Source organism: uncultured Aquabacterium sp., assembly GCF_913773725.1.
GTDB lineage: Bacteria > Pseudomonadota > Gammaproteobacteria > Burkholderiales > Burkholderiaceae_C > Aquabacterium.
This window is the reverse complement of record NZ_CAJYGK010000021.1, coordinates 1-4,892: the sequence shown is the minus strand read 5'-3', so window position 1 is coordinate 4,892 and position 4,892 is coordinate 1. Positions and strand designations below refer to the sequence as shown.

The 4,892-nt window shown below is 62.3% G+C and carries 5 protein-coding genes and 1 pseudogene; 2 read left to right on the top strand and 4 right to left on the bottom strand.

The window, feature by feature from the left end:
* A pseudogene (locus tag QZ709_RS02660) lies at positions 1–221 on the bottom strand (ribulose 1,5-bisphosphate carboxylase); the annotation flags it as partial.
* Positions 222–356: 135 nt separating this feature from the next.
* Between QZ709_RS02660 and QZ709_RS02655 the strand changes: the two are divergent.
* Positions 357–1,241, top strand: coding sequence for a LysR substrate-binding domain-containing protein (locus QZ709_RS02655; protein WP_047217311.1), 885 nt, complete (start codon positions 357–359; stop codon positions 1,239–1,241).
* Positions 1,242–1,252: 11 nt separating this feature from the next.
* Here the strand turns inward: QZ709_RS02655 and QZ709_RS02650 are convergent, their stop codons facing one another.
* Positions 1,253–1,927, bottom strand: a complete 675-nt coding sequence (locus QZ709_RS02650; protein ID WP_046983540.1) for a glutathione S-transferase family protein — start codon at positions 1,925–1,927, stop codon at positions 1,253–1,255.
* A 63-nt stretch (positions 1,928–1,990) separates the two neighbouring features.
* Entirely contained in the window at positions 1,991–2,743 is a 753-nt protein-coding gene (locus tag QZ709_RS02645; RefSeq protein ID WP_046983541.1) for an SDR family oxidoreductase, read from the bottom strand.
* Positions 2,744–2,870: 127 nt separating this feature from the next.
* Here QZ709_RS02645 and QZ709_RS02640 point away from each other — a divergent pair, with 127 nt between their 5' ends.
* On the top strand, positions 2,871–3,764 hold the full coding sequence (locus tag QZ709_RS02640) for a LysR family transcriptional regulator (RefSeq protein ID WP_016453636.1): 894 nt from the start codon (positions 2,871–2,873) through the stop codon (positions 3,762–3,764).
* Positions 3,765–4,325: 561 nt separating this feature from the next.
* Here the strand turns inward: QZ709_RS02640 and QZ709_RS02635 are convergent.
* The gene (locus QZ709_RS02635) at positions 4,326–4,727 is read right to left on the bottom strand and encodes a hypothetical protein (protein WP_046983543.1); all 402 of its coding nucleotides are present in this window, start codon (positions 4,725–4,727) and stop codon (positions 4,326–4,328) included.
* Between the last annotated feature and the right edge of the window lie 165 nt (positions 4,728–4,892).

The window sequence follows — 4,892 nt, the reverse complement described above, 5'->3', positions numbered from 1 at the left end:
TAGGCGCTGGGCAGCGTGGGCTCAAGCGCAGGGGCGAGCGGCTCGACGCGCGTGACACGGGCGCGAGAGCGTTCCTTGAGCTCGTCCGTCTCGCCGGGCAACGAGAGGAAGGTGCCGCTGGACTGTTCGCCGGCGATGACCTGCGCAACCTTCTCGGACGAGACCGAGCTTTCGACGAAGTAGCGCGCGGTGAATTCGGCGCGGGTGGTGTTCTTGGTCATCGGGCTGTGAGTTAATTTTGAAACCGGATTGAACGATAAGAGCCATCTTTCTTTGTGTAAAACGATATGATTTTGGCGTGCTGTTAATTAAACTCACACGGCACCCAGGTTGACCCTTAGTAGGAAAGTGCATCCATGACCGCCCCCCACCGCCTCTCGCTCAACGCTCTGCGGGCCTTTGAGGCGACGGCGCGCCTGCGCAGCTTCAGCGCGGCGGCGGAGGAGCTGTCGGTCACGCATGGCGCGGTCAGCCGCCACATCCGGATGCTGGAAGACACGCTGGGTCTGGCGCTTTTGCAGCGCACGGCGCAGGGGGCCATGCCGACCGGCGAAGGGCAGCGTCTGGCAGAGGGCCTCTCGAAAGGTTTCGGACTGATCCAGTCCAGCGTCGAGCAGCTCAAGCCGGGCCCGCTGACCCTGGCCTGCTCGGAGTCGATCATGATGTACTGGCTCATCCCCAGGCTGGGTCGCTTCAAGCAAGCCCACCCCGAGGTGGAGTTGCGCTTCAACATGAGCCACGGGCCGATCGACTTTGCGCACGACAACGTCAGTGTGGCGATCCGGCTGTCGTCGATCGAACCGCCCCGGGACGCCGTGCGGGCAGACGTCGCGCACGAGTGGATCGGGCCGGTGTGTTCACCTGAATACCTGCGACAGAACCGCATCGCGTCCTTCGAAGACCTGGCGCGGGCACAGCTCATGGTTTCCCGCACCCGCCCGACCGCCTGGGCCGACTGGGCTCGCTGCAGCACGCAGCCAGACCAGAACCTGCGGGTGGACCAGTCGTTCGAGCATTTCTACCTGCTTATCCAGGGCGCGCGATGCGGCCTGGGCATGGCCAATGTGCCGCGCATGCTGGTGCGCGACGACTTGATGAGCGGCACCCTGGTGGCTCCCATGGGCTTTGTGCGCGGCCCCAACCGGCTCGTGTCCTGGACAGCTCCCCACCTCAGCCGCCGCCCCGATGTGGTGAAGCTGGTGGACTGGCTTCACGACGAACTGCGGGCCACGGAGCCCTGAATCCCCACGGGTCAGCCGGCGAGCAGCGCTGCGTGCTCACGCAGGTGCTGCCTGAACCGCTGCGCATAGTCGCTTCCCACGGAATCGATGACGCTGCGTCGCAGCGCGAGTGCGTTGCGCCATGCCGACACGCGAGGCAGGTTCTCGAAGATGGCGTGCGACACCGCCGGATCCAGGCTGTCGAAGTAGCGAAAAACAGGAGCGAAGACGGCGTCCACCATGCCAAACGCGGTGCCGTCGAAATAGGGCCCCGACCCGAGCACCGCTTCCAATTGCTGGAGGCGGTGCCGGAACGCTGCCTGCTTGGCATCTGCAGCCGCGCGGTCGATGGCGTTGAGAAACTGCCAAGCGTCCGCAAGTGTCGCGGTGCCGAACTCGACCCAGCCCCGCTGGCGGGCACGCGCCAGTGCGTCGCGTGGATACATCGGTGTGCCGCCCTGCGACTCTTCGAGGTACTCGCAGATCACCATGCTCTCGAAGATCACGGCTTGCGTTGCGTCTTGCTGGCGCACGCGCAGCAGCGGAACCTTGCCGTTCGGCGACATGTCCAGGAACCAGGCGGGCTTGGCGGCCAGATAGATGGTGATCCTGTCAAAGGGAACGTCCTTTTCCAGCAGGACGATCGCCGCTCGCTGGACAAAGGGGCATAGCGGATGGCTGACGAGGGTGAGGCAGGGCTCGATCATGAGGCTCTTTCGAAGTGGGGGTGCGGTAGCCACAGGCGGTGACACACCGCACACGCTGCGTCCTCAGCGGTTGAGCAGGCGGCCGCCATCGAGCACGATTTCAGAGCCCACCGTCCAGCGGGATTCGTCGGACGCCAGGTACAGCACAGCCTTGGCCACCTCCTCGGAGGTTCCGAAGCGGCCGAGCGGGATGGTTGCCACGATGTCCTTGTTGATCTGCTCACGGTAGGCGCCGGGGATGCCCAGCTTGTCGTACAGCGGTGTCTCGACGGGGCCGGGACTGACCGCGTTGATACGGATGCCACGCCCGAGCAGTTCGGTTGACAGCGTCTTGGACATGTTCAGGAACGCTGCCTTGGTGGCGGCGTAGACGGACGAGCGATCCGCACCGGCATGGGCGCTGATGGACGTGGTCAGTACCACGGAAGCGGGATTGGCGAACACCGGCAGCAGGGACTGAAGCAGGAAGTACGGCCCCTTGACATTGACATCGAACAAGCGGTCGAACATCTCTTCCGTCCATTCCTCGATGGGGCGCCAGACCGACACGCCGGCGTTGAGGAAGGCGACGTCCAACTGGCCAAAGCGGTCCTTTACGGCTTGAGCCAGTTCTTTCTGTGCGGCGACGCTGGCCGAGTCTGCGCGTAGCACCGGAACCTCTGGGCCGAGTTCGGCCTGGGCCTTGGCGATCGAATACGGATTGACTCCGGTCACGATGACACGGGCACCTTCTGCCAGAAACTGCCTGGCGGTCTCCAGGCCGATACCGCTGGTGCCGCCGGTGATGAGGGTGCGTTTGCCTTGCAGACGTGACATGAAATTCTCCTTGGGGTGACGACCAACCGCGGCCGCCTGGGAGTAATGTGCATTCATGTCTTGAAATAAATAAGATATGGGTTTTCAATATATTTCATGCAAAATTGGCATGAGTTGAAGGGAAAACATGGACCGACTGCTCTGGATGAACTGCTTCGCCCGTGCTGTGGAGACAGGCAGCTTCTCTGCTGCGGGGCGCGACCTGGGCCTGGGACAACCCAATGTGAGCCGCTACGTGGCGGCGCTGGAAGAACATCTGCAGACACGGCTGCTGCACCGGTCCACACGCAAGCTCTCTCTGACGCCGGAGGGTGAGCGCTACTACGCCGACGCGCGGCGCATCCTGGATGCCGTGGACGAATCGGAATCCTCGTTCCGGGACAGCGTCGATCCATCAGGGCTCTTGCGCGTGGCCTGTCCCACCTCACTGGCACACACCTTCGTGATGCCCCACGTCCCCGCGTTTCTGGAGCGCTACCCGAGGCTGGCCCTGGATCTGCAAATCAGTGATCGCTACGTGGACCTCGTCAACGAGGGGACTGAACTTGCCATTCGCATTGGACATCTTGAAGACAGTGCGCTGCGAGCTCGGCGCGTCGGCTCCTTCGAGCGGGTGTTCGTTGCCAGCAAGGGCTATCTGGCCAAACGCGGAGAGCCACAGACGCCCGATGAACTGCGTGACCACGACTGTGTGGTCTACACCTTGTTGTCGTCCGGTACGACATGGCGTTTCCGTGACGCCGAAGTTCCGGTTTCAGGCCGGTTGAGGGTCAACTCGCCCGACGCGGTTCGCGAAGCGGTCATCGCCGGTTTGGGGGTTGGACACGGTCCCGCGTGGTTGTTTGAGGGGGGGCTAAAAAGCGGGGCGTTGCAGCGCATCCTGCGGGCACATACCGCCCCGCATGTGCCTGTTCAGATCGTCTACGTCGCAAACCGCTTGCTTCCCACACGGGCCATCGCGTTCATGGACTTCATGAGCGACCTGTTCTCCAAGATTCCCGCACTCTGTGCTTCGGTGTAGTAGATCCGAGGTCGTTGCTTTATGGCCAGCACTCCTTGCACCAGGTGCAGTCATTGTGTTGCATCGACAGGTTGAATTCACGGCTCGAAGCTGACGCCAATGCAGGTCGACGGCAGGCACTCAGAATCTTCATCCAGACGTGAAAACCCGCACGCCCACACGACCGTTCATGGTTAAAGTGCGGCACAGCGCTGTTACCTTATAAATAAGTTAGAAGGTGCGCGCACACTGTAATTTTCAAACCACAAAGGAGCGCATTCATGGCACTTAAACCAGGACCAAAGCCGATAGCAAAATCAACAGGGAAACCGGATCAGCGACGCCGTGATAATAAAACCACTCCTGGAAATACACCGTCCCTAAAACCTAGTAAATCTAGTGCCCCCAAAAAAAGTAAATGACATGGCCTCTCGTTAGTTTTCTCTTCTAACCCGGCAATCGGCCGGACCTGCGCGAAATGTCGTGAATACCGCTCATTTTTACGTTGGATGATGGCTCTTGGACGATGGTTTGACGGGCTGCTCCTGACCGCAACCCGCTCCCCACCAACCGCCAAAACCCTCACCCAAACAATCCCCCCTCATCCAACAACTCAAACGCCACCTCCGGCGTCCTCTCCATCCCCCGCCGAATCGCCGCAGGAATCGCCTGCCGCGTCTTGCTGCACAGCCCGCGCATGGGCAGTACCTCGATCTGGATGCCGCGCACGGTGCGCACTTCGCTGGCTCCGGGCTCGATGCGCACGCGGATGCCGAGCTGCTCATACATGCGCTGCTCCACATGGCGCAGGTCCTGCAGGCTGGTGATCTGTTCGAGCCGCAGCAGCAGGCGTTTTTCCTCTTCCCTGGTGAGTCGCAGGATGCGCTGGTCGGCCATGGAGTCGGCGAGCAGGGCGTCGTGCTCGCAGATGCAGGCGCCCGGAGGGCAGGGGACTCGGATCGGAATCTGAACGGGAAAGCTCATCGATACCCAAGGAAGATCCGCTCCGGCCGGGACGGTGCAGGCCATGCTAGTTCAAGGCTGCGGCGGGGCCAAGGGGAAAGTCCTGGGCGCGCCCGCTGCCTGCGTCTGCTGCCTCTTCCCCCTCCCGTGTGCACGCGCCTGCGTCGTGGGGGGGGGGGGGGGGGG